This window comes from Bradyrhizobium sp. UNPA324 (genome assembly GCF_006658635.1).
In the GTDB taxonomy this organism is placed as follows: Bacteria; Pseudomonadota; Alphaproteobacteria; order Rhizobiales; family Xanthobacteraceae; genus Bradyrhizobium; species Bradyrhizobium nanningense.
In genome coordinates, this window is sequence record NZ_LFJD01000004.1 from 4169051 (window position 1) to 4192634 (window position 23584).

20 protein-coding genes and 1 tRNA gene are annotated in these 23584 nt (G+C 64.3%); 14 read left to right on the forward strand and 7 right to left on the reverse strand.

Annotated elements, in window-relative coordinates:
* Nucleotides 1–105 precede the first annotated feature (105 nt).
* From UNPA324_RS20030 to UNPA324_RS20090, 13 genes are all read left to right on the forward strand, one after another.
* The gene (locus tag UNPA324_RS20030; protein WP_141935582.1) at nt 106–1071 is read left to right on the forward strand and encodes a sensor histidine kinase; all 966 of its coding nucleotides are present in this window, start codon (nt 106–108) and stop codon (nt 1069–1071) included.
* Nucleotides 1072–1459: 388 nt separating this feature from the next.
* A complete protein-coding gene (locus UNPA324_RS20035) occupies nt 1460–3196 on the forward strand; it encodes a putative bifunctional diguanylate cyclase/phosphodiesterase (protein ID WP_164936702.1) in 1737 nt (578 codons plus the stop codon).
* Nucleotides 3197–3487: 291 nt separating this feature from the next.
* Nucleotides 3488–4927, forward strand: coding sequence for a sigma-54 interaction domain-containing protein (locus UNPA324_RS20040; RefSeq protein ID WP_128922766.1), 1440 nt, complete (start codon nt 3488–3490; stop codon nt 4925–4927).
* A gap of 197 nt (nt 4928–5124) precedes the next feature.
* On the forward strand, nt 5125–6435 hold the full coding sequence (locus UNPA324_RS20045; protein WP_128922765.1) for an MFS transporter: 1311 nt from the start codon (nt 5125–5127) through the stop codon (nt 6433–6435).
* Between the two features lie 109 nt (nt 6436–6544).
* A complete protein-coding gene (locus UNPA324_RS20050; protein WP_141935584.1) occupies nt 6545–8572 on the forward strand; it encodes an acyl CoA:acetate/3-ketoacid CoA transferase in 2028 nt (675 codons plus the stop codon).
* 105 nt (nt 8573–8677) lie between these two features.
* Nucleotides 8678–9862 (forward strand): substrate-binding domain-containing protein, encoded by a 1185-nt coding sequence (locus tag UNPA324_RS20055; RefSeq protein ID WP_128922763.1) that lies wholly within the window; start codon nt 8678–8680, stop codon nt 9860–9862.
* A gap of 174 nt (nt 9863–10036) precedes the next feature.
* Nucleotides 10037–10813, forward strand: a complete 777-nt coding sequence (locus UNPA324_RS20060) for an ABC transporter ATP-binding protein (protein ID WP_141935587.1) — start codon at nt 10037–10039, stop codon at nt 10811–10813.
* On the forward strand, nt 10810–11532 hold the full coding sequence (locus UNPA324_RS20065; RefSeq protein ID WP_141935589.1) for an ABC transporter ATP-binding protein: 723 nt from the start codon (nt 10810–10812) through the stop codon (nt 11530–11532). Before UNPA324_RS20060 ends, UNPA324_RS20065 begins: the two co-directional genes overlap by 4 nt.
* Nucleotides 11529–12539, forward strand: a complete 1011-nt coding sequence (locus UNPA324_RS20070; protein WP_128922760.1) for a branched-chain amino acid ABC transporter permease — start codon at nt 11529–11531, stop codon at nt 12537–12539. The genes UNPA324_RS20065 and UNPA324_RS20070 overlap by 4 nt, the downstream gene beginning before the upstream one ends.
* Nucleotides 12536–13621 carry a branched-chain amino acid ABC transporter permease gene (locus UNPA324_RS20075; RefSeq protein WP_181769452.1) on the forward strand — a complete coding sequence of 362 codons (1086 nt, stop codon included), beginning with the start codon at nt 12536–12538 and terminating at the stop codon, nt 13619–13621. Before UNPA324_RS20070 ends, UNPA324_RS20075 begins: the two co-directional genes overlap by 4 nt.
* A gap of 174 nt (nt 13622–13795) precedes the next feature.
* Nucleotides 13796–16918, forward strand: coding sequence for an EAL domain-containing protein (locus UNPA324_RS20080; protein ID WP_181769453.1), 3123 nt, complete (start codon nt 13796–13798; stop codon nt 16916–16918).
* Nucleotides 16918–17997: a sensor domain-containing diguanylate cyclase gene (locus UNPA324_RS20085; RefSeq protein ID WP_141935595.1), complete on the forward strand. Its 1080-nt coding sequence runs from the start codon at nt 16918–16920 to the stop codon at nt 17995–17997. Before UNPA324_RS20080 ends, UNPA324_RS20085 begins: the two co-directional genes overlap by 1 nt.
* 61 nt (nt 17998–18058) lie before the next feature.
* Nucleotides 18059–18135, forward strand: a tRNA-Arg gene (locus UNPA324_RS20090).
* A gap of 65 nt (nt 18136–18200) precedes the next feature.
* On the opposite strand, the gene UNPA324_RS20095 is transcribed toward UNPA324_RS20090, so the two are convergent.
* The 3 genes from UNPA324_RS20095 to UNPA324_RS20105 form a co-directional block, all read right to left on the reverse strand.
* Nucleotides 18201–18605: a type II toxin-antitoxin system RelE/ParE family toxin gene (locus tag UNPA324_RS20095; protein WP_349630215.1), complete on the reverse strand. Its 405-nt coding sequence runs from the start codon at nt 18603–18605 to the stop codon at nt 18201–18203.
* Nucleotides 18565–18852, reverse strand: a complete 288-nt coding sequence (locus UNPA324_RS20100; RefSeq protein ID WP_128922754.1) for a type II toxin-antitoxin system ParD family antitoxin — start codon at nt 18850–18852, stop codon at nt 18565–18567. The genes UNPA324_RS20095 and UNPA324_RS20100 overlap by 41 nt, the downstream gene beginning before the upstream one ends.
* A gap of 228 nt (nt 18853–19080) precedes the next feature.
* Nucleotides 19081–19524 (reverse strand): TspO/MBR family protein, encoded by a 444-nt coding sequence (locus UNPA324_RS20105; RefSeq protein WP_141935598.1) that lies wholly within the window; start codon nt 19522–19524, stop codon nt 19081–19083.
* A gap of 43 nt (nt 19525–19567) precedes the next feature.
* Here UNPA324_RS20105 and dinB point away from each other — a divergent pair, with 43 nt between their 5' ends.
* Nucleotides 19568–20668 (forward strand): DNA polymerase IV, encoded by a 1101-nt coding sequence (dinB, locus tag UNPA324_RS20110; protein ID WP_141935600.1) that lies wholly within the window; start codon nt 19568–19570, stop codon nt 20666–20668.
* Nucleotides 20669–20763: 95 nt separating this feature from the next.
* Here the strand turns inward: dinB and UNPA324_RS20115 are convergent, their stop codons facing one another.
* From UNPA324_RS20115 to UNPA324_RS20130, 4 genes are all read right to left on the reverse strand, one after another.
* On the reverse strand, nt 20764–21057 hold the full coding sequence (locus UNPA324_RS20115; RefSeq protein ID WP_128922751.1) for a hypothetical protein: 294 nt from the start codon (nt 21055–21057) through the stop codon (nt 20764–20766).
* Nucleotides 21058–21348: 291 nt separating this feature from the next.
* Nucleotides 21349–22035: a DNA-3-methyladenine glycosylase I gene (locus UNPA324_RS20120; protein WP_181769454.1), complete on the reverse strand. Its 687-nt coding sequence runs from the start codon at nt 22033–22035 to the stop codon at nt 21349–21351.
* 130 nt (nt 22036–22165) lie between these two features.
* The gene (locus tag UNPA324_RS20125) at nt 22166–22702 is read right to left on the reverse strand and encodes a GNAT family N-acetyltransferase (protein WP_128922749.1); all 537 of its coding nucleotides are present in this window, start codon (nt 22700–22702) and stop codon (nt 22166–22168) included.
* A 122-nt stretch (nt 22703–22824) separates the two neighbouring features.
* A complete protein-coding gene (locus UNPA324_RS20130; protein ID WP_128922748.1) occupies nt 22825–23562 on the reverse strand; it encodes a di-trans,poly-cis-decaprenylcistransferase in 738 nt (245 codons plus the stop codon).
* Nucleotides 23563–23584 lie beyond the last annotated feature (22 nt).

Consider the following 23584-nt stretch of genomic DNA (forward strand, 5'->3'; position numbering starts at 1 on the left):
ATTCCTGCCGGCTCCCGACAACGCAAGCTTTGCTTGCGCTGCCGGCATGCGTAACATTCCCGGTGACCGCTCGATTTTCGGACGCATATCGCAACCGGGCTGCACATGAGGAAGTTGATCGACGAATTCCGAAGTGGTTGGCAGGGCGTGGCACCGCCATCGCTCGGTCTGAGCCTCGCGTTTGCGGTCGTCTGCCTGATCGTTGCGACGTTGGCGCGCTGGGGTCTCGCGCATGTGCGACCCGATGTCTACTTCACGCCGTATTTCCCGGCCGTGTTCTTTGCCGCCGCGTTCGGGGGCTTCCGTATCGGCGTGATCACGGCGCTCGTCGGGGGCGTGCTCGGCGTCGTCGTGAATTTCAGCGATGCCTTGGCCGATCACGCGCGGTTTGCCTTGCTGGCGCTTTACTGGGCCGTGAGCGCGCTGACCATCTGGGGGGTCGAGCACTATCGCACCCTGCTGGTGGAGCAGCGCCGGATCTCCAGGCGCCTGATCGAGGAAGAGGACTATCGCAAGCTGCTGGTCGACGAGCTGCAGCACCGGCTGAAGAACAAGCTGTCGACTGTGCATGCCGTGCTGCATCAGGTGCTGCATGACCAGCCAGAGGTCTGGGCCCGGGTCGATCCGCGACTGCGATCGCTGGCCGCAACCGACGATTTGATCTCGCGGATCGATAAAGGCGGCTGCGATATACGGGATCTCCTGATCTCGGAGCTTGGTCCCTACGGCCATGTCCGCTTCACCCTCAATGGCGAGCGACTGTTCCTGCCGCCGAAGCTCGCGGTCACGCTGTCCTTGATGTTTCACGAGCTCGCCACCAACGCGGGCAAGTACGGTGCGTTCTCCTCACCGCGCGGCCTGTTGCAGGTGTCGTGGACCGTCAGCGACGACCGTCTGACCATCACCTGGGACGAAACCGAGGGGCCGAGCGTGGACCAGGTGTCCGAGCCCGGCTTCGGCACCAAGCTGCTGAAATCGGCACTGTCGGCCTTCGATGGCAGGACCGAGATCACTTACCTGAAGACCGGGCTGCATTGCATCATGCAGTGCCGGATCCCGCGAAGCGAATAAACGTCGCGACGTGAAAGGTGTGCTCCCTCCCCTGGAGGGTCGCTTGCGGGGGAGGGTTGGGGAGAGGGTATCTCCGCAATCAAGAACCCCCAAGAGAAAGAGCCCTCACCCGCGCCTCTGGCGCGACCTGGTGCACCGCCCTTGCGGCCAACCGATTCAACCTAAGCAAGCCTTTCGCTAGACTCGAAACAAACGAAAGAGAAGCCTGAACGCTACCCGCGCTGTTGACGCTCTGTTAATGACGATCGTCAGCGCGCGCCGCTTTGTCCCAGGTTTCCTCCAAAACAGCCCCGTATTTCTCCGGACCCCTTAACCAAACTTAAGAGGGAACCGCGCAAGATCGCGTCTATTGCAAAAGCGCGCTGAAACAACAAGATTCATGACGTCTATGAACGACAACGAATATTCCGGCGCGACTGAAGCCGAGCTCGGTTTTCTCAAGGAAATCGTTAGAATGCTGCCGGCCGGCCTGACCGTGCAGGATGCGCATGGCGAGCTTCTGCTGGTCAACGATGCCGCCGCCGCGCAGCTCGGCTTGGACGGCAGCCGTCCCTCGCTTGATCCGTCATCGCGCCGCGAAGCCTGTCGCCGGGCCCTGAGCGCCGGCCAGCCTGTCGTCACCGAAGAGGCGCTTCACGATGGCGCCGTGCGCCAGGTGCTGCTCACGACCCATCGTCCGGTTCGCCTCGCCGGGCGCGAGCTCCTGATCTCGGCGTCCTCCGACATCACCGAGCAAAAGAATTTCGAGGATCAGCTGTTCCGCTCGGCCTATTTCGACGAGTTGACCGGACTGCCCTCGCGGCGCGTGATCGAACACCGCGCCAACACCCTGCTTGCGGAGAACAGCGGTGGCGAGCGTTTCGCGCTGGCCTTCCTCGACGTCGACAATTTCAAGCACATCAACGACTATTACGGCCACGCCGTTGGCGATGCGCTGCTGGTCGAATTATCGAAGCGGCTCGGACGCGACTTACGCGATTCCGACATGCTGTCGCGCATCTCCGGGGACGAATTCCTGCTCCTGCTGTCGCCGATTCAGAGCCTGGAGGAGGTCGCCGAATTCATGCAGTCGACGCTGGAGCGGCTGACGGCGCCATTCTTCATCGACAATTCGGAAGTCTTCGCCTCCACCTCCGTCGGCGTCAGCCTTCATCCCGATCACGGCCGCAGCTTCGAGACGCTGCGCCAGAACGCCGACATCGCGATGTACCGCGTCAAGAACGACGGCAAGGGATCGGCGGCCTTCTTCGACTCCAGCATGGAGCGCGAGGCATTGGCGCGGATGAAGATCGAGCAATCGCTGCGGCTCGCCATCCTGGAAAAGCGCTTCTGCTGCGCTTTCCAATCCAAGGTCGACATCCGCACCCAGGCCGTGAAGGGCATCGAGGCCCTGGTGCGCCTGCGCGACGACGAAGGCGTGATCCAGGCGCCCGGCTCGTTCATCAATCTGGCCGGCGAGCTCGGCCTGATCGACGAGCTGACTCACCTCGTGCTCGCCGAGATCGTCAAATCGATCGACCCGATCAACGCGACGTTCGGCACTGACGCGACCATCAGCATCAACGTCGCCGCCAAGCAGGCCGGCAATCCCGAATTCATGCGCAGCTTTGCGCGGGCGCTGGACGCGACCGGCTTTCCCCAGCGCTTCATGATCGAGGTGACGGAAGATGCCTTCGTCGCCAAAAATCACTTCCAGGCCGAGATCCTGCCGATGTTCCGCAAGCTCGGCGTCGGCATCTCGATCGACGATTTCGGCACCGGCTATTCCTCGCTCTCGGCGCTGGCCGACATCACCGCGGACGAGATCAAGATCGACCGCTCCTTCATCACCGACATCCATAAGCGCCCGCGCAGCCAGGGCATCCTTCGCGCGATCGAATCCTTGAGCGAAGCGCTCGGCATGACCGTGATCGCCGAAGGCCTCGAATCCTTCGAGGAGCTCGCCTATCTCCAGGCCGCGACCAAGATCCGCTACGCGCAGGGCTATTACTTCTCCCGTCCGATCTTCCTGGAGGAGCTGAAGCTCGCAACCCCGCTCTCCAGCGAGGCGCGGGCGAGCGTCGCGAGCCGCCCACACCAGCAGAACCGCCAGGGCTATTCGCGCGCGAGCGGGTATCGGCGGTAGGGACGCTCCTTGACGATGCGCTGAGCGCTGATCGTTCTCCGTCATCCTGAGGTGCGAAGCCCGCGATGCGAACGCATCGTGGGCCGAGCCTCGAAGGATGAACGGCCGAGCTGTCAGCCGGGCCGTCGCCCTTCGAGGGCCGCTGAAGAAGCGGCCACCTCCAGCGACAATGGCTTCGCCATTGCGCGGGGGTGACGGGGGATAGACTTGCGATCGGCTCAGAGACCCATTTCCCCCTTTGAAATTGCTGCCCTTTTGCTAATACACGGGCGGACCTCCCCGAGGCATGTCATGTCCGCTTCCTCCTCGATCAGCGACCCCTCCTATCTCCGTGCGCGCGCGATGGAGACGTTGTTCGAACGGCTGGAAAAGCTCTGCGAGGGCGCCATCGCGATCGACCGCGGCGGGCGGGTCGTCTACGTCAACGAAAAATATCTCGCGGCGCTCGGCCTCAAGCGGACCAGCGAGGCGATCGGCCGGCCGATCGAGGAGGTCATTCCGAACAGCCTGATGCGCAAGGTGGTCGAGACCGGCGAGCCGATCCTGCTCGACATCATGGAGCTCGGCGGCGAGCAGCTCGTCGTCACGCGCATGCCGATCGAGGACGAGAACGGGACGGTGATCGGCGCGATCGGCTTCGTGCTCTATGACCATCTCGAAAGCCTGAAGCCGCTGCTCGCCCGCGTCGCCCAGCTCGAGAGCGATTTGCGCCTGGCGCGGCGGCAATTGTCGAACGCGCGTGCGGCGCGCTTCACCTTCGCCGACTTCGTCGGCACCACGCCTGCTATCGCGCAGGCCAAGGCGCTCGCAAGCCGCGCCGCGCGGCAGAGCGTCACGGTGCTCCTCACCGGCGAGACCGGAACGGGCAAGGAGATGCTGGCGCAGGCGATCCACAATGCTTCCACGCGTGCGGAGAAGCCGTTCGTCAGCGTCAATGTCGCCGCGATTCCCGACACGCTGATCGAGTCGGAATTCTTCGGCACCGCGCCGGGCGCCTATACCGGAGCCGACCGCAGGGGACGCGAGGGCAAGTTCCGCATCGCGGACGGTGGCACGCTGTTCCTCGACGAGATCGGCGAGATGCCGCTGCAATTGCAGGCCAAGCTGCTGCGCGTGCTGCAGGAGCGCGAGATTGAGCCGCTCGGCTCGGACAAGATATCCAAGGTCGACGTGCGCGTGGTCGCCGCCACCAATGTCGACTTGCGCAAGCGCGTCAGCGACGGCGCGTTTCGGCCCGATCTCTATTATCGGCTGAACGTGCTCTCGATCGAGCTGCCGCCGCTGCGCCAATGCCTGGACGATCTTCCAGACATCTGCGCCCGGTTGCTCGAGGACATCAGCGCATCCGGCGACTACGTCAAGGCGAAGATCACGCCGAGCGCGCTCGCCGCGCTCGCGCGCTACGACTGGCCGGGCAACGTCCGCGAGCTCCGCAACATCCTGGAGCGGGCGTTGATCCTCAGCGATTCCGGCCGGCTGACCGGCGAGGACGTCGCGCGCATCCTTTCCGTCGGCACCGAGGTCAGGCCTGCGGCATCCGAGCGCCCGGCCGGCATCGTCGTGCCTTATGCCGAGGCCGAGGCGGAGTTCGAGAAGCACACGCTCGAACAGGCGCTCGCCGCCAGCAACGGCCAGATCACCGAGGCCGCCAGGTTGCTGCGGATCTCGCGCGCGACCTTCTACAAGAAGCTCGCCAAGTTCGGTCTTGCCGCGGGACCGGCCTCCGTCTGAGTTTCGAGACACGGACCTGTCCGGAGTCTCGGATTCCGGACAGGGCGCCGCGCCCCTCTTTCGGCCGGTCACGGCGGAAATTGCCGTGTTTTCCGCCAGTTTGCGCAAACCGTCCGCATCTGGCGCGGACCTTGCTCTTCGCTCTGCACAATGACGCATGCTGCACATGCGCATTCTTAAACCAGGGAGGACGCAAGATGAGTGAAGCGATCTCGGTCCATCAGCTTCAGGCGAAACAGCCCTCGCACGTCACGGTCGCCACCGCGAGCCTGATCGGCACGGCCATCGAGTGGTACGACTTCTTCCTCTACGGCACCGCCGCCGCGCTGATCTTCAACAAGCTGTTCTTTCCGACCTTCGACCCCATGATGGGAACGCTGCTGGCGTTCGCGACCTACGCGCTCGGCTTCATCGCGCGCCCGCTCGGCGGAATCGTGTTCGGCCATTACGGCGACAAGATCGGCCGCAAGACCATGCTCTATCTGACGCTGCTGATCATGGGCGCCGCGACCGCCGCCATCGGCTTCCTGCCGACCTACGAGTCCGCGGGCATCTGGGCCGCGGTCCTGCTGGTCGCCTGCCGGCTGATCCAGGGCTTCGGCCTCGGTGGCGAATGGGGCGGCGCGGTGCTGATGGCGGTCGAGCATGCGCCCGCGGACAAAAAGGGTTTTTACGGCAGCTGGCCGCAGCTCGGCGCACCGCTCGGCCTCGTGCTCGGGACCTTGGTGTTCTCGGTGGTCTCAGCAATGCTGACCGACGCGCAGCTCTATGCCTGGGGCTGGCGCATCCCGTTCCTGTTCTCCGTCGCGCTGGTGCTGGTCGGCCTCTGGATCCGCTTCACCATCGCGGAATCGCCGGAGTTCCAGAAGGTCAAGGACACCAAGCAGGAGGTGAAGATGCCGATCCTCGAGGCGATCCGCATGTACCCGAAGAACATCCTGCTGGCGATGGGCGCGCGCTTTGCCGAGAACGGCTTCTTCTACATCTACGCGACCTTCGTGCTCGCTTACGCCACGCAATCGCTCGGCATGAACAAGCAGGACATGCTCAACGGCGTGCTGATTGGCGCGGCGATCGAGACCTTCACCATCCCGGCGTTCGGTGCGCTGTCCGACCGGCTCGGGCGGCGGCCGATCTACATCTTCGGCGCGGTGTTCTCGGCACTGATGTCGTTCCCGCTGTTCATGCTGCTCGCGACCAGGAACCCGCAGGCGGCCTGGATCGCCATCGTGCTGGGTCTCGCCGTCGGTCACGCCGCGATGTACGGACCGCAGGCGAGCTTCCTGTCGGAGCTGTTCGGCACCAAGGTGCGCTATAGCGGCGTCTCGCTCGGCTACAATCTCGCCTCGATCTTCGCCGGCGCGCTGTCGCCGCTGATCGCGACGGGATTGATGACGGCTTATGCGCCGGCAACCTGGCCGATCTCGCTTTACATGATCGCGCTCGCGCTGATCACCGTGGTGTCGGTCTATTTCGCCACCGAAACACGCAAGATAGTTCAGGGCTGAATGGCCCTGATCGTGTCGGCCGTCGCGAGGAGCAAGCTGTTCCACGGCTGCTCCTCGCGATAGGATCAAGCAACAACGGCATACGGTCGAAGGGATCGGGAGGACCACCGTGAGCCATCATCCAGCTCTGCCCTATTTGCGCAATTCCGAGAAAGGCAAGGTCGTCACGGCGGCCGAAGCGGTCATGCTGATCCGCGACGGCGACACGGTGGCGACCGGCGGCTTCGTCGGCATTGGCTTTGCCGAGGAGATCGCGATCGCGCTGGAGGAGCTCTATCTCTCCAACGAGGGCGATGCGCCCTATACGCAGGGCAAGCCGCGCAATTTGACGCTGGTCTATGCGGCAGGCCAGGGCGACGGCAAACAGCGCGGCCTCAACCATTTCGCGCATGAAGGCCTGGTCCGCCGCGTGATCGGCGGACATTGGGGACTTGCGCCGAAATTACAGCAGCTCGCGATCGCGGGCCAGATCGAGGCCTACAATTTGCCGCAGGGCGTCATCACGCATCTGTTCCGCGACATCGCCGCGCACCGGCCCGGCCATGTCACCCGCGTCGGCATGGGCACCTTCGTCGACCCCAGGCAGGGCGGCGGCAAGCTGAACGCACGCACCACCGAGGACATGGTGGAGCTGATCACGATCCACGGCGAAGAGTGCCTGCTCTACAGAACCTTTCCGATCAATGTCGGCATCATCCGCGCCACCACGGGCGATCCCGACGGCAACCTCACCATGGAGAAGGAGGCGTTGACGCTGGAAGCGCTCGCCATTGCGATGGCGGCGCATAATTCCGGCGGCATCGTCATCGCCCAGGTCGAACGCGTGGCCGAGGCCGGCAGCCTCAATCCGCGCCAGGTCAAGATTCCCGGCATCCTGGTCGACTGCGTCGTGGTGGCAAGGCCCGAGAATCATTGGCAGACGTTCGGCACGCAATACAATCCGGCCTTCTCAAGCGAGATCCGCGTCCGTGCCGCTTCGCTGCCGGCGATGCCGGTCAGCGAGCGCAAGATCATCGCGCGGCGCGCCGCCCTGGAATTGAAGGCCAACAGCGTCGTCAATCTCGGCATCGGCATGCCCGAGGGCATTGCCTCGGTCGCCAATGAGGAGCGGATCATCGACCTCATCACGCTGACGGCGGAGCCCGGCGTGATCGGCGGCATCCCTGCGAGCGGCATCGATTTCGGCGCGGCGATCAACACGCAGGCGGTGATCGACCAGCCCTATCAGTTCGACTTCTACGACGGCGGCGGCTTGGACGCCGCCTTTCTCGGGCTCGCCCAGGTCGACCGCGCCGGCAACCTCAATGTCAGCAAGTTCGGGCCGAAGCTCGCGGGCGCCGGCGGCTTCATCAACATCAGCCAGAACGCCAAGGAGGTCATCTTCGTCGGCACCTTCGGTGCGGGCAAGCAACGTATTGCGGTGAACGACGGGAAGCTCATCATTCTCGACGAAGCCAAGTCGCGCAAGTTCGTAGGTAACGTCGAGCATGTCACCTTCAGCGGCCCGTTCGCTGCCGCGCGCAAGCAACGCACGCTGTATGTCACCGAGCGCTGCGTGTTCGAGCTCCGGCCCGACGGCATCGAGCTCACCGAGATCGCACCAGGTATCGACGTCGAGCGGGACATTTTGCGCCTGATGGATTTCAAGCCGCTGATCCCGCGCGACCCGGCGCTGATGGACGACCGCATCTTCCGCGAAGGCCTCATGGAGCTGCGCGAGCGCCTGCTCACCATTCCGCTCGACCAGCGCTTCACGCTGGACGAGCAGCAGAACCTGTTCTTCGTCAATCTGGAGCGCTATCCGCTGCGCAGCAAGGCCGAGATCGATACCATCGCCGCGATCGTCGAGGCCAGGCTCGCGCCGCTCGGTCGCCGCGTCTACGCCATCGTCAATTATGACAATTTTTCCATCCTGCCGGAGTTGATGGACGACTATTCGGCCATGCTCCGCAGCCTCGTCGATCGCTTCTATTCCGGCGTGTCGCGCTATACCACGTCCGGCTTCCTGCGCATCAAGCTCGGCGAAGCCCTGGAGAAGCGCGGCGTCGCGCCGCATATTTTCGAAAGCGCGGACGAGGCGCAGTCGGATCGGCGTCTGGCCGAGGGAGCCGGCAATGCGCGGCCAGCCCAAAGATGACGCAAGTTCGAACGGCCAACAGGCCCGGCCGGAAGGTGCAATTGCAATGTTCGTAGCGTTGTGCAAATCGCTGTTGCCAGAAACTTTACATCAGGAGGGACCATCGTGCGTCGATCATTCATCATAACAACAACCATTCTCGCGCTCGCCGCGGGCACCTCCGCGCGAGCCGACGATCTCAAGATCGCGCTGATCTACGGCAAGACCGGCCCGCTCGAAGCCTACGCCAAGCAGACCGAGACCGGCCTGCAAATGGGCTTTGAATACGCCACCAAGGGCACGATGACGCTCGACGGCCGCAAGATCGTCATCATCACCAAGGACGACCAGGGCAAGCCGGACCTCGCCAAGGCTGCGCTCGCGGAAGCCTATCAGGACGACAAGGCCGACATCGCGATCGGCACGACCTCGTCGGCAGCGGCGCTCGCAATTCTCCCCGTCGCCGAAGAAAACAAGAAGATCCTGATCGTCGAGCCCGCCGTCGCGGACCAGATTACCGGCGAGAAGTGGAATCGCTACATCTTCCGCACCGCGCGCAACTCCTCGCAGGACGCGATCTCGAATGCGGTTGCGATCGGCAAGCAGGGCGTCACCGTGGCAACGCTGGCGCAGGACTATGCGTTCGGCCGCGATGGCGTCGCTGCCTTCAAGGAGGCGCTCGCCAAGACCGGCGCGACGCTGGCGGCGGAAGAATACGCGCCGACCAACACCACCGACTTCACCGCGGTCGGCCAACGTCTGTTCGACGCGCTGAAGGACAAGCCGGGCCGCAAGGTGATCTGGGTGATCTGGGCCGGCGCCGGCAATCCGCTGGCCAAGCTCCAGGACATGGACCCGAAGCGCTACGGCATCGAGCTCTCCACCGGCGGCAACATCCTGCCGGCGCTGGCCGCCTATAAAGGGCTGCCCGGCATGGAAGGCGCGACCTATTATTTCTACGAGATCCCGAAGAACCCGGTGAACGACTGGCTGGTCGCCGAGCACCAGAAGCGCTTCAAGGCGCCGCCGGACTTCTTCACCGCCGGGGGCTTTGCCGCCGCGATGTCCGTCGTCGCCGCCGTCACCAAGGCGAAGTCGACCGATACCGAGAAGCTGATCACGGCGATGGAGGGTCTGGAGTTCGACACGCCGAAGGGCAAGATGGTGTTCCGGAAAGAAGACCATCAGGCGCTGCAGAGCATGTACGCGTTCAAGGTCAAGGTCGATCCGAACGTCGCCTGGGCCGTGCTCGAGCCGGTGCGCGAGCTGAAGATCGAGGACATGGACGTTCCGGTCAAGAACAAGCGCTGATCTTGCTTGCTTCACCTCTCCCGCTCGCGGGAGAGGCCGGGAGAGGGTTTCTGCTCTAGGGGACTGCCCCGTTGCGGAAGCACCCTCTCCCCCCGCCCTCCCCCGCAAGCGGGGGAGGGAGCGCAGCGCACCCCCGCGGTCAAGTCTTGGTCCTCATCATTCACCTGACATTACATGTCCCTCACCCTCGAAACCCGCGACCTCACCATCCGCTTCGGCGGCCATGTGGCGGTCAACAACGTCTCCTGCACGTTCCGTCCGGGCGAGCTCACCGCGATCGTCGGGCCGAACGGCGCCGGCAAGACCACCTATTTCAACCTGATCTCTGGCCAGTTGCGTGCTTCACACGGCAGCATCCTGTTCGACGGCGCCGACATCACCCAGCTTTCCGCGCCGCTGCGCACCCGCGCGGGCCTCGGGCGCGCTTTCCAGCTCACCAATCTCTTTCCGAACCTCAGCGTGGAAGAAAACGTCCGCCTCGCGGTGCAGGCGGCAAACGGCACCCATTACGACATGCTGCGGCCCTGGATGGTGCGCCGCGACCTGATCGCACGCGCAGACAGCATCCTCGACCAGGTCGCGCTCGGCAGCCGCCGCGGCGCCGCCGCGACCGCGTTGTCGCATGGCGACCAGCGCAAGCTCGAGGTCGCGCTGATGATCGCGCTCGAGCCGAAGGTTTTCATGTTCGACGAGCCGACCGCCGGCATGAGCATCGACGAGGTGCCTGTCGTCCTCAACCTGATCGCACAGCTCAAGCAGGACAACAGCAAGATCATCCTTCTGGTCGAGCACAAGATGGACGTGGTGCGCTCGCTCGCCGACCGCATCATCGTGCTGCATAACGGCCAGCTCGTCGCCGACGGCCCGCCTGCCGAAGTGATCGCTTCGCCGATTGTGCAGGAAGCCTATCTCGGCGTCGCGCCGAAGACCGCTGCCGAGAGTGCCGTATGACCGATTTGCTCAAACTCTCAGGCGTGCACACCCATATCGGCCGCTATCACATCCTCCAGGGCATCGATCTCACCGTCCCGCAAGGACAGGTCACGATGCTGCTCGGCCGCAACGGCGCCGGTAAGACCACGACGCTGCGCACCATCATGGGGCTTTGGCAGGCCTCGAGCGGCGAGATCAGCCTCGGTAGCGAGCGCATCGAGAGCCGCGCCACGCCCGACATCGCAAGGCTCGGCGTCGGCTACGTGCCGGAGACCATGGCGGTGTTCTCCGATCTCACGGTGAAGGAGAACCTCATGCTGGCGGCGCGCGACGGCCCGCTCGACGACAGCCAGCTCGACTGGATCTTCGGCTTCTTCCCGGCGCTACGCCGATTCTGGCTGTCGCGCGCGGGAAGTCTCTCGGGCGGACAAAAGCAGATGTTGTCCATCGCCCGCGCCATCATCGAGCCGCGCAAGCTGCTCTTGATCGACGAGCCGACCAAGGGCCTTGCGCCTGCGATCGTTATGGCACTGATCGAATGCCTGAAGGAAATCAAACGCAAGGGCGCAACGATCCTGCTGGTCGAACAGAACTTCTTCGCCGCCCGCGAGCTCGGCGACAACGTGCTGGTCATGGACAACGGCACCATCGTCCATCGCGGCGAGATGGCGGCGCTCGCCGCCGACGTGCCGCTGCAGGAGCGGCTGCTCGGCCTGAGCCTGGAGGCACATCAGTGACTGAACTTGCCGCAACCGATCCCCTGCCGAAGCCGAAGCGCGACATCGCGCCGGTCCTGCTGCCGGTCGCGCTCGCGCTGCTCGTGATCCCGCTGATCGGCTCGACCTCCTCCTGGCTAACGCTGACCGCCGCCAGTCTCGCCATGGGCATGATGATCTTCATCATGGCTTCCGGGCTGACGCTGGTGTTCGGCCTGATGGACGTGCTCAATTTCGGCCACGGCGCCTTCATCGCCGTCGGCGCCTATGTCGCGACCCTGGTGCTGGCGCCGTTCGCAGCCTCCATTCAGGCCGATTCGCTGTGGATGAACCTTGCCGTGCTGGCACCGGCCGCGCTGCTCTCGATGGCAGTGTCGGGCGCCCTCGGCCTCGTCGTCGAGCGGGTGCTGATCCTGCCGGTCTACGGCCAGCATCTGAAGCAGATCCTGATGACGACAGGCGGCCTGATCGTCGCCGAGCAGACGCTCTATGCGCTGTGGGGACCGCAGATCATTCCGATGCCGCTGCCGACATCGCTGCGCGGCTCCTTCATCCTCGGCGACGTCGCGATCGCCAAATACCGCGTGCTGGCGATGCTGATCGGCCTCGCCGTCTTCATCGCGATCCAGCTCGTGCTCAATCGCACCAAGCTCGGCCTTCTGATCCGGGCCGGCGTCGAGAACCGCGAAATGGTCGAGGCGCTCGGCTATCGCATCCGCCGTCTGTTCCTCGGCGTCTTCATGACGGGATCGGCGCTCGCCGGCCTTGGCGGCGTGATGTGGGCGCTCTATCGCGAGCAGGTCCACGCCTCCATGAGCGACGACCTCACCGTGCTGATCTTCATCGTCGTCATCATCGGCGGCCTGGGCTCGATCGGCGGCTGCTTCATCGGTGCGATCCTGGTGGCCATGGTCGCCAATTACGGCGGCTTCCTGGTGCCGAAACTCGCCCTCGTCTCCAACATCCTGCTGATGGTCGCCGTTCTGATGTGGCGGCCGCGCGGCCTTTATGCGGTGACCAGCCGATGATGATCCTGTCAGGCGATCCCCCGCGTAGCCGCGTCCTCACGCTCGTTCTCGTCGTCATCATCCTGGCGCTGGCGGCGACGCCGTTCCTGTTTCCGGGTGCCAAGGCGCTGAACGTCGCGGCCAAGATTTGCGTCTTCGCCGCGCTGGTCGCCTCCTATGACCTCCTGCTCGGTTATACCGGCTCGGTGTCGTTCGCCCACACCATGTTCTATGGCATCGGCAGCTACGCCATCGCCATCGCGCTGTATGGGATGGGCCCGAATTGGGCCGCGGTCGCAACCGGCATCGTCGTCGGCCTGCCGCTCGCAGCTCTGCTCGCGCTTGCCATCGGCCTGTTCTCGCTGCGGGTTGCGGCGATCTTCTTTGCCATGATCACGCTCGCGGTCGCCTCCGCCTTCCAGGTGCTGGCCTCGCAACTCTCCTGGCTGACCGGCGGCGAGGACGGGCGCAGCTTCCAGCTGCCGGAGCTGCTGCGCCCCGGCACGGTGCTGATCTCCAAGAGCCTGCTCGGCTTCGAGATCAACGGCCGCATCCTGACCTTCTACCTGGTGTTCGCCGTCTCGGCTCTGATGATCCTCGCTTTGCTCCGCGTCGTAAACTCGCCGTTCGGGCGCGTGCTGCAGGCCATCCGCGAGAACCGCTTTCGCGCCGAGGCGCTCGGCTTCCGCACGGTGTTTCATCTGACTTATGCCAACTGCCTCGCCGCGCTGGTCGCCGCCGGCGCCGGCATCTTGAACGCGCTGTGGCTGCGCTATGCCGGTCCCGATACCTCGCTCAGCTTCTCGATCATGCTGGACATCCTGCTGATGGTCGTGATCGGCGGCATGGGCACGATCTACGGCGCGATCATCGGCGCCAGCATCTTCATCCTCGCCCAGAACTATCTGCAATCGCTGATGGGCGTCGCCTCCAAGGCGGCCTCGGAAGCCGGCCTGCCGCTGCTGCCCGGGTTGTTGCATCCCGACCGCTGGCTGCTGTGGCTCGGGCTATTGTTCATCGCCAGCGTCTACTTCTTCCCGACCGGCGTGGTCGGCCGGCTGCGCAATCCCGCCGGCGGCAAGAGCGCCGGCAGGTCGCATTAAACCGCGATTAATGATGCAGCGCGGCGATTGTCGCGCGCACGGCACAACCGCGAGGCGATTCCCGCTCCGCTGTAGGCGAACGCGATGGCGCAACTCGATTAATGTTTAGGTAACTGGCTTTCCTAAGGTTTAGGCCATTTGTGCGGTGTATTCGTGTCCCTCCAGGGAGGGGGAATGCGCCAGGTCTTTTCCACGGTGGCAACCGGAATGTCTCTAGCCGCAAGGAACGGCTGGGAGGTCTTGGCGCGGCGTGGTCCTGTCCTGTGGTTGACCTTGTGCGGCGTGTTGCTGGTCGCGGGCATCTTCGCAGTGACCGCCATGGCCGTCGGCGAGTTTCGCGAGCGCACCCTGGCCAATCGCGAGCGGGAGCTCGAAAACACGGTGCAGCTGATCGCGCGGCACTTTGATCAGCAATTCGAGGATTCCGACGTCGTCGCCGCCGATCTGATCGGGCAGATGAACCTGGTGGAGATCACCTCGCCGGCGATGTTCCGCGAGCGCATGTCCGGACCTGCGGCGAACCAGATGCTGCGCAGCAAGATCAGCTCGGTGTCCTACCTCGGCGATATCGCGATCTACGATGCCGACGGCGACCTGATCAACTGGTCGCGGGCCCAGCCGCTGCCCAAGATCAACATTTCGTCCCGGACCTACTTTCAGACATTCAAGACGAACCCGCGGTCCGAACCGGTGCTGCTGGAATCCGTCCGCAGCTTCATCATCAGCAAATGGACCACGATCGTCGCACGCCGCTTGAACGGCGCGGACGGCACATTCCTCGGCGCGATGGTCCGCCGGATCGATCCGGACAGCTACCAGCACTATTTCGCATCCGTCGCGCTCGCCGAAGGCACGGCCATCTCGCTGTTTGATCGCGAAGGCAAGATGCTGGCGCGCTATCCGCATGTCGAAGAGCTGATCGGGCGGAGCTTCAAGGATGCTCCACTGATGCAGAAGGTGCTGACCGAGGGCGGCCCGCAGAAGCTTCGGGGCAAGAGCCCGGTCGACGGCGAGGAGCGGCTCGGCTCGGCAGCGTCTCTGACACACTTCCCGCTTGTCATCATCGCCACCAACACTACGGCAGCGGCCCTGGCAGATTGGCGGCAGCAGACCAGCTTCATGGTGACCACCGCCGTACTTTCGGCAGCCGTCATCGCGCTCATCCTCTATCTGATCATCCGCCTGATCAACCGGCAGAACCGCGAGGCGCAGGAACGTCTGGAAGCGGAGCGGCTGCGGCTCGACACCGCCTTGAACAACATGACCCAGGGGTTGATCCTGTACGACGCGAGCGGCTACATCGTCACCTGCAACCGCCGTTACGCCGACATGTTCGGTCTCTCTCACGACGTCATCAAGCCCGGCTGTCACATCCGCGAGGCGATGTACCATCGCAAGGAGCGCGATGCGTTCGACGGCGACGTCGAGGCGTTCTGCGCCAACGTCATGAGGGTCGTCGCCGAAGGCACGGTCTCCACGCGTATGCATCAGCTAGCCAACGGCCGCGCCTTCCAGGTCATCAATACGCCGCTCGCACAGGGCGGCTGGGTCGCCACGATCGAGGACATCACCGAACGCCGCCACCTCGAGCAGGAGCGCGACCGCAACCACACGTTCCTGCGTGAGATCATCGACCACATCCCGTCCCAGATCACGGTGAAGGACGCCCGCACGCGGCAATATCTTCTGCTGAACGGCGTCGCCGAGCAGCTGTTCGGCCAGTCGCGGCAGGAGGTCATGGGCAAGACCGCCTTCGACATCTTCCCCGAGGCGCACGCCGCCCGCATCACCGAAGACGACACCAACTCGCTGCAATCGGCCAAGGGACTGTTCAAGGACGAACACGGCTGGCACATGCCGGGGATGGGGCTGCGCTACATTACGTCGACCCGGATCGGCATCCGCGACGATGCCGGCGAGCCGCGCTATCTCATTCACGTCATCGATGACGTCACCGAGCGGCGCCGGGCCGACGAGAAGATCGCACATATGGCGCATTACGACGCGCTGACCGATCTGCCGAACCGCACGCTGTTCCGCGAGCAGATCGAACGCGAGCTGACGAAAGTCGCCGACGGCGGTCAGTTCGCACTGCTCTATATCGACGTCGACGAATTCAAGGGCATCAACGATTCGCTCGGTCATCATGTCGGCGACGAGCTGTTGAAGGCGATCGCGAGCCGCCTGCGCGGCTGCCTCAAGCAGGGCGACCTGATCGCGCGGATCGGCGGCGACGAATTCGCCGTGATCCAGACCGGAATCCAATCTTCCGCTGACGTGCTGTCCTTCGTGACCCGGATCTACCAGGCGATCCGACAGCCTTATCATTGTCTCGGTCATCAGCTCTCCACCGACGCGAGCATCGGGATCGCGCTTGCGCCGCAGGACGGCACCGATCTCGACCAGCTGGTCAAGAATGCCGATCTCGCGATGTACGGCGCCAAGGCCGAAGGGCGCCGTACCCACCGCTTCTTCGAGCCGGCAATGGATGCGAGCGCCAGGGCGCGCCTGAGCTTGGAGCAGGATTTGCGGCAGGCGCTGGTGAATGGCGGCTTCGAGATCTACTATCAGCCGCTGGTCGACCTGCGCTCAGGCGAGGTCTCGGGCTGCGAGGCGCTGCTGCGCTGGCGGCATCCCGAGCGCGGCATGGTGTCGCCGGCGGAGTTCATTCCGGTCGCCGAGGACACCGGCCTGATCACCGAACTGGGCGATTGGGTGCTGCGCATGGCCTGCAACGAGGCCGCAACCTGGCCGACGCATATCCGTGTCGCGGTCAACGTGTCGCCGGTGCAGCTCAAATGCGACACGCTGGCGCTGCGGATCGCCGGCGCGCTCGCCGCCTCTGGCCTCGACCCGCGCCGACTCGAGCTCGAGATCACCGAGGCCGTGCTGATCCGCGACGACGAGGCTGCGCTCTCGATCCTGCACCAGCTCCGCTCGATCGGCGTGCGCATCGCGCTCGACGATTTCGGCACCGGCTATTCCTCGCTCAGCTATCTCAAGCGCTTCCCGTTCGACAAGATCAAGATCGACCGCTGCTTCGTCGCCGACATCGCGGAGACGAGTGGCGCGCCCGTGATCGTGCAGGCGGTGGTCAACATCGCCGCCGCCAGCAGCATGACCACGGTTGCCGAGGGCGTCGAGACCGAGGCGCAGCGCGAGATGCTGCGCGCGCTCGGCTGCACGCAGATGCAGGGCTATCTGTTCAGCGCGCCGAAGCCGGCCGCCGAGGTGCGTAAACTGTTCGGCCCGAGCGATGGCCTGCCCGGAATCTTGCCGGTGGCGGCGGTGGCCTGATGGCAAGACCATTGAAGTCGTCGAGCAAGACGCCAAGAAGAACTTCGGCCAAGACCGTCGACGTCGCGGATTCCTATGCCGTGCGGCTGATGCAGCATCTGGTGGTGCCGACTTTCGTGATCGACCCGAAGCGCCGCGTCGTGATCTGGAACAGGGCGTGCGAGCGGTTGACCGGCCTCGCCGCCTCGGAGGTGATCGGCACCAGCAAGCACTGGCAGGGGTTCTACGAGACCAGACGCCCTTGCCTCGCCGATCTCGTCGCGCTCGACCGCCCCGAACGGCTTCCGGAGTTCTATTCGGAATATGCCGCGCGCGGCCATAACGGGCTTGGCTTTTCCGCGGAGAACTGGTGCACGATGCCGAAGCTCGGCAGCCAGCTCTATCTCGCCATCGACGCCGGCCCGATCCACGACGAGGCCGGACATCTGATCGCCGTGGTGGAGACGCTGCGCGACCTCACCGACCAGAAACGGGCCGAAATGGCGCTGAAGGAGCTCGCCACCAAGGACGGGCTGACCGGGCTGGCGAACCGCCGCTCCTTCGACCAGATGCTGACGACGGAGTGGGCCCGCGCCCACCGCACGCGAAGGCCGTTGGCGCTGCTGTTCGTCGACGTCGATCATTTCAAACTGTTCAACGACCACCACGGCCACCAGACCGGCGACGAATGCCTGCGGGCAATTGCCGCCGTCGTCAGCCGGCACGCCGTGCGCCCGCTCGATCTCGCCAGCCGCTACGGCGGCGAGGAGTTCGCGTTGATCCTGCCTGACATGGATTGCGATAGTGCTTGCGTCATCGCTGAGGACATCCGCGGCGCCGTCATGGCCTTACGGATCGGCCATGGCGCTGCGGGCGCCGGCGACCACGTCACCCTCAGCGTCGGCGTCGCCAGCCAGATTCCCGGCTCGGTCGACGGCGCCCCCGACCGCCTGTTGGGCGCGGCCGACGAGGCGCTCTATGTCGCCAAGCGGCTCGGCCGCAATCGCGTCATCTGCGCCGAACGGGTGCTGGTCGAGTTCGCCAGCCTCGGCCGGCAGGCCGCAACGGTTCCGGGCCCTGTCCGGCGCAAATCGGCGTAAGGCCCATTACGGCGAGAACGGTTGCTCCCCCCTCGCCAATCGGCTAAATGAACCTGCGACTGCACCCGTAGCTCAGCTGGATAGAGCGTTGCCCTCCGAAGGCAAAGGTCACACGTTCGAATCGTGTCGGGTGCGCCAGTTGCGCCAGAGCATGCTGACGTAGCAAATCTGCGTCGTCGTTTCCCGGCAATGCTTCAGAACCACTATCCCGCGCTCTCGTCGGAGGCAGATGGAACGTGGCGCTGAAGGTCCATCCTGTCGTGGAGTATCCGTACGATTTCGATCGTGCTGTTAGGTGCTGCCCTATACATCAGGAAGTGACTTCCGCGACGACCCCGCCGCGCAACGTGGAGCGTGCGAAGACCTGCCATGATCTCGTCCCGCGTCTTGGAGCCTACGACATCGGGGCCGTTCGCGAGTTCGCCGATCGCCTGAACGAGCGTGTCCCGATAGGTGCGCGATAGTCGCGTGCCAAAATTCTCTGTGGTCCATTTGAGGATGTTGGCAAAGTCGACTTCTGCGGCAGCGCCGAGACGAACCCGCCATCTTCGCTCGGCCATGAGGGCTCTATTCGGCTGTTCTGGAGATGACCCTCTCCGAGAGGTCATTCAAATAGACTTGCAGCTCCTCGATATTCCCAAACTCTCTGAATTCTCCTCGGTCCAACGCCCCGACACCTGCGCGAGCTGCCGCGCGCAATGCTTTCAGCTTGCCCGCATCCTCCGCCTCGCGCTGCTCCACGAGCCGCAACCCGTCGCGCAGCACTTCGCTGGCATTTTGGTAGCGACCAGACTTGACGAGGGTCTCGAGGAGTTCTTCCTGACGCTCCGTCAGGACCACGTTCCGAGTGGGCATTTGGCATCCTCCGGGAGCTGGTTTGTCATGGCATAATATGCCATGGGCCCTTGGCGGGCTCAACCCGCAAGTTGTGGTCGGCTACCGCGGAATGCGATTGTCGATCCCGATCGCAGCAGCGGCGCCCTCGTCATAGCGTCACGGCGAATGAGCAGTGCCCATCTCCATCGGCCGTGGTGCACCAATCCTGCCGCCGTCGTCACGGCGGCACGATCGAGGCTGAATGTGTCAGTTCAAACGCCAGATCGCCGCGTTGAGCACGCCGGCGAACCCGACCCAGGCTGCGTAGGGCAGGAACAGCGCGGCTGCCGGACGATCACGTGACAGTTCGAGACCGATGTAGGTGACGATTGTAACGAACAGGCAGATGAGGATGACGAGCGCGGCCCCGATCTGGTGCATCGTGAACATGACCGGAGACCAGGCGAAATTGAGCACCAGTTGCGCAGCCCAAACTAGCATCGCGCTGCCTAATGGTTCGCGGCTAAAGGTCCGCCAGCCCGCAATTGCGATCATGACGTAGAGGCTGGTCCACGCCACGGGGAACGCCCAGTTCGGCGGCACGAAGCCCGGCTTGGCGAGACCGGCATACCATTCTCCCGGAAGATTGGTTGCGCCGATCAGCCAGCCGATGCCGACCACGCCCACCACGAAGACCAACAGCCGCAACATCCATCACCTCGCGCTTCCCATCGCGCGATTGTATCATCTTTCCATGAGCGAATCCGACACGGTGACCGGCGAGCCCTCGCCGGTGCGCAAGATCATCCATATCGACATGGATGCCTTCTATGCGTCCGTGGAGCAGCGCGACAATCCGGAGCTGCGCGGAAAGCCGGTCGCGGTGGGAGGCTCGGCGGAGCGCGGCGTCGTCGCGGCCGCGAGCTACGAGGCGCGCAAGTTCGGCGTTCGCTCCGCCATGCCGTCGGTGACGGCGAAGCGGCAATGTCCCGATCTGATCTTCGTCAGGCCGCGTTTCGAGGTCTACAAGGCTGTCTCCAGGCAGATCCGCGACATCTTCGCCGAGCACACGCCGATCATCGAACCATTGTCACTCGACGAGGCCTATCTCGACGTGACGGAAAATCTGCAAGGCATCCCGCTGGCGCGGGACATCGCGCTGCGGATCCGCGAGAAGATCAAGGCCGAGACCGGCCTCAACGCTTCGGCGGGCATTTCCTACAACAAGTTTCTGGCAAAGCTCGCCTCCGATCATCGCAAGCCCAACGGCCAGTTCGTGATCGCGCCGGAGATGGGACCGGCCTTCGTCGAGACACTGCCAGTCGGCAAGTTTCACGGCATCGGGCCGGCGACAGCTGCGAAGATGAACGCGCTCGGCCTGTTCACCGGTCTCGACATCCGCAACCAGACGCTGGAGTTCATGAACACGAATTTCGGCAAGTCGGGCGCTTATTATTACTGGATCTCGCGCGGCGTCGACGACCGGCCGGTCCGGGCCAATCGGATTCGCAAGTCCATCGGGGCGGAGAACACCTTCTCGACCGACCTTGCCGAATATGACGCGCTGGCCGCCGAACTCAGGCCTCTCGTCCACAAAGTCTGGCGCCATTGCGAGGCCACCGGTCATCGCGGCCGCACCGTGACCCTGAAGATCAAGTTTGCCGACTTCGAGATCATCACGCGCAGCAGGTCCGTCGTAGCCGCGGTCAGGGACAGCGACGGTCTTGAGCGGTTAGCCTGCGGCCTGCTCGAGGCCGAGATGCCGCTGCGAAAGCGCGTCAGGCTGCTGGGTGTCTCGCTGTCCGCCCTCCAGGCTGGAGACGATGCGGAGCCGCAGCTGACATTGGGCATTTGAGGCTCCCCGACAGCGGCATGGCGCTCGCGATGCACGAGCGACGGTGGCGGGCCTTTCCAGGACCCGTCACCGATGAAGGAGACTCGCTCGGGCCCTCAATGCCTCACGTGCTCGAACACCACGATCACGCCGGTCGGCTCGGGCTCGTGCGCCATAAGACGCGTCAGGTCGGAATCGCCCCAATCGGCGAGGCTGACGACTTCACCGCTCTGGCGATCGGCACCGACCGACGCGGTGGGCTCGAGGACCTTGAGGCCCATTTCGTCGACGAAGAAGGTGTGCTCGCCGAACATGCTGTTGAGCTGCGGCATGGCGGGATGTTCGTCGGGCAGCACCTGAGCGCCGAGTTGGTTGACGGTCTGCTTCACCTGTTCGGATGTGAGCTTCATGAGCTGCTCCGTTTCTGTGTCCGGTTTCATTGGCCGGGGCGGGAGCGCGCGTTCCCTGCGCCTTTGTCCGCCTGGCTCAACCCCGAACAGGTGCTGCGGGCAAATGTTCCGGCGAAATGTAATTTGTGATCGCGCGCTGCATCTGCCGCGCTCACGGCACGAGATCGCCACAAGATGCACACGATCTGCCCGCGAGCTGCGCTAATCGGCGGCTTGGACAATCCGGATGCGGTCGGCGCCGTCTCCGAGCAGGTCGTGCGGCCTGGTAGGCGCTTCTCCCGAGGCGTTCTGCTATTCGCTGCGGTTCTCGCCCACCGATAGCGCGCAGATGCGTGACAGATAAGTATAGGGCAGGCCGGTCTCCTCGGCCCAGGCGTTGAACTGCGCTTGCACCTTGGCGAGATCGCCCTTCGACTTGACCTCTTCGGCAATGTCGAGACCGGCGTCGCGCAGGCAGACGACGACATCTTTTGACGTGACAAAGCCGTCCCACCCGACGAAGCGCAGCAGCATCTGGCCGGTGTTGCCTCCGAGACGGCTGCCGCGCTTGGTCAGGAGATCGAGCAGGCCGATCTGGTCGGACGAGGGCCATTTCGCCAGGAACTTGCCGAAGCTGCCATGCTCCTTCGCGATCTCCTGCACGAAAGCGGCGTTGTCGCGTACCGACATGATCTTGGCCCCGTTGCGCACGATGCGCGCGTCGCGCAAAAGGCCTTCCCAATAGTCCTCGGGCTGGAAGCCGAGCTTGGCCGGCTGGAAATGCAGGAAGGCCTCTTCAAAGCCATCCCATTTCGCATCGATCACGCTCCAGGCGAAGCCGGCGCAGAACACGCGCTTGGTCATCTCGGCCAGCATGCGATCGTCGCCAAGCTTCGCCAGACGCTTCAGGTCGGGCTTCGCCGGCATCAGCTTTTCCAGGGCCTTGGGCCCGCCCTTGCGTTTCTCGGCACGGGCGCGAATGGTCTTGAAGGGCGGCATGCGCACACAAGCAATTGAGGGCACGCCACGACACCAGAATTCGACGATGCAGTCCAGCCCCGCGGATGGACGCAGCGCCGCAGTTCGACCGCTCGGTCTTCGCGGGCAAGCGGGTTTACGGCAGGCCCGGCTATCGCGACAGGCGTTTTGCGAGATGAACCGACTGCCAGTCTCCGAGCCCGGTATCGCTAAATCCGGCCTTCCTGGCGAGGCCGCGCATTTCGGCGTTCGTGCGCGCCGTCTCGGCGGCGATCATCTCATGGCCGAGATCGATCGCGAGCGTCTCCATCGCCGTCATCATCTGAAGGCCAACGCCGTTGCGCTGGAAGGCATCGGCGACCGAGATGGCAAATTCGCCGTGCCGTGCCGCCGCGTCGTAGGCGTATCGCGCTTCGCCGACGATCCTGCCCCGCCCGTCCTCTCTGAGCTCGGCGAGCAAGGTGAAATGATCGAGACCGCCGCTCTTGGCGATGCATTCGGCCGCGACCGCGCCGGGGTCCGCTCGCGCACCGCTGAAGCGCTTGTTGCGCGACGTCGCGGAAAGGCCGGTGAAATAGACCGACAGATTCTCCACATCGGATGCGCTGGCGGTTCTGATGCAGACAAGGCCCTTCGCTTCGGCCAGCTCGACCGGCTCGACGACGGCTCCCGGAAACAGCTGTGACATGCGTGACGCTTTCGGCAGGTTGCTGGGGGTTGCACACCTAACCGAGGCCGCACGCCGGCCGCTTGGACATGGCTGCCAATCATGCGGCTGAAAACGAACAGCTCGTTTGCACGTGCCGCGCGTCACACACGGGAGAGTGACGGCACCTCCTCGGGCATGATCGCCTGAAGGCCGCCGAAGCGGCGCTCGCGGCCGTGGAAGGAGGCCAGGGCCGCGGCGAGATCGCCCGCGTCGAACTCGGGCCACATCCGCTCGGTGAAGTGCAGCTCGGCATAGGCGCCTTCCCAGAGCAGGAAGTCCGACAGCCGCTTCTCGCCCGAGGTGCGGATGATGAGATCGACGTCGCGCAGGCCGGCCTCGCCGGTGACGAGCTGCGAGAAGGCTTCGCGGGTGATGCTGGTCAGCGCCGCCGCCTTCGCCGCAGCATTGAGGATGGCGTCGCGCGCGGAATAGTCGACCGCGATGCGCAAATGCAGCGCGTTACCTTCGGTGGTAGTTTGCTCGGCGCGCGCGATCGCGCTGGCGATGCCTTCAGGCAGGCGATCGCGACGCCCGATCACGGTGAGGCGCACACCGTTCTTGACCAGGCTCTGCACTTCATTGGCGAGATAGAAGCGCAGCAAGGTCATCAGTGCGGCAACCTCGGCCTTTGGCCGCCGCCAATTGTCGGTCGAGAAGGCGTAGAGCGTCAGCGTGCCGATGCCTTGCTTCGGCGCGGCCTCGACGATGCGGCGGATGGCCTCGACCCCGGCCTCGTGGCCGCGCAGGCGCGACAGGCCGCGCCGTGTCGCCCATCGCCCGTTGCCGTCCATGATGATGCCGACATGAAGCTTCTCGTTAAGGGACGCATCACTTTGCATTGCAAAGTCTCCGGTCAAAAAA